The organism is Nocardia sp. NPDC004123 (assembly GCF_053603795.1).
The window spans coordinates 1-1,517 of record NZ_JBSGGG010000073.1 but is presented as its reverse complement, the minus strand read 5'-3'; the positions used below and the strand labels follow the sequence as shown (position 1 = coordinate 1,517).

1 protein-coding gene and 1 pseudogene are annotated in these 1,517 nt (G+C 70.6%); both read right to left on the bottom strand.

The features are described from left to right. Positions 1-38: 38 nt before the first annotated feature. The gene (locus ACWEQQ_RS45010; protein ID WP_452352569.1) at positions 39-1,283 is read right to left on the bottom strand and encodes an alpha/beta hydrolase family protein; all 1,245 of its coding nucleotides are present in this window, start codon (positions 1,281-1,283) and stop codon (positions 39-41) included. Next, positions 1,280-1,517 (bottom strand): annotated as a pseudogene (locus ACWEQQ_RS45005) (hypothetical protein); the annotation flags it as partial. The pseudogene ACWEQQ_RS45005 and the gene ACWEQQ_RS45010, both read right to left, overlap by 4 nt.

Sequence of the window (1,517 nt, the reverse complement as noted above, 5' to 3'; positions counted from 1 at the left end):
CGGTTACCACATTCACCGTGGTGACCGGCCTTTTTGTGTCAGCGGTCGAAGCGGGTGTTGGTCCACGCGAGGAGGGCCGGGTAGCCGTTGTCGAGGACGGTGTAGTGGTCGTCGGTCGCGTATTCGGTGGTGCGGTAATCGACCGATTGGCCGTCGGCGAGCAGGGCGGTGACGGTCGCGTCGGTGCCCAGGGGGAGGACGATGGTGTCGCGGCGGCCCTGCATGACCAGTAGGGGCCGGTCGAAATGGGCTGTGCCGGGCTCGTTCTGGTCGAGGATCGGGGACAGCTGGGACAGGTCCGCGGTCGGTTGCATCACCTGCTGGGGTGTGAGGTCGCCCCATTGATCGGGTTCCATCAGATCGCCGATGCAGTAGTCGTGCGCCAACGGCAGGCGGGCGATGGCCTCCGGAGTCAGGAAGCGGGCGGGGTCGATGTCGGCGGCGGTGCGGGCGCCCTCGACGAGCAGTGGGAGGAAAGCCAGTGCGCCGTGCGGGGTGAGGCGATTCGCGGCCGGGCCGGCGGCGGACGCGGCACGCAGGATCTCCAGGCGCGCACGGGAATTGCTGCCGGGAGCGATCGCCACGGCGCCGACGAAGCGCAGTTGCGGGGCCCAATCCTGGCCGAGCGCGGCGGTGAAGACGGCCGCCTGGCCGCCCTGGGAATGGCCGATGGTCGCCCAGCGGGTGCCGATCTCGGGGGCGATCTCGCGGGCGGCCAGCGCCATGTCGGCGATCGCGCGGGCCTCGGTCGTACCGATGAGATAGCCGTGCCGGCCGGGGGTGCCCAACCCCTGGTAATCGGTTTGCGCCACCGCGTATCCGGCGTCGAGCAGTCGTTGCTGGACGATGCGCACGCGGGTGGTGTAGCCGTGCGAGGGATAGTCCGGGCCGGTGTCACGGGACGGCGCGCACCCGTCGGCGATACCGGTGGTGCCGTGCGCCCACGAGATGAGCGGCCAGCCGCCCGGCGGGGGAGTGCCCTCGGGGACGGACACGGTGCCGGAGACCGGCACGTCGTTCCCATTCGCATCGACGGAGCGGTACAGGACCAGGCTATTGCGTGCGCGTTCCAGGCCCGGGATACCAGTGAGTGAACGGGACCAGATCACCGATCCGTGCGGGCCGGGAACGAGATCGGCTGCGGGCGTGTAGAAGTCGAGACCCGCCGGGGCATCCGCAGCGGCGGTGCCGGGACCGCCGATGGCCAGTGTGGCCGAAATCAACGTCGCGGCGGCGAGCCGGAGCGCTCGGGCACGGCGATCGGTGGAAGCGTGGGATGTCATCGGTAGTCGTCCTTTCGGCGGATGGCACACCAGCGCCACATGATGATCGCGGCGGCCAGGGCGGCGGCGATCGGGAAATCGATGCGAATGCGATCGGGGAACCATGGTGTGCAGGAAAGCAATTGGGCGATCAGCCCTCCGAAGGCGGCGGCTGCGAGCGCGAACCCCGCCGCGGGCGCGGCCGGCGGCACCCGCCGCGGCCACGTCCACCGCGCTCCCCGGTGTCGAAGCCAG

What these genes read in the sequence shown, in the direction of transcription:
- ACWEQQ_RS45010 (WP_452352569.1), bottom strand. Translation starts at nt 1,283, where the DNA reads ATGACATCCCACGCTTCCACCGATCGCCGTGCCCGAGCGCTCCGGCTC.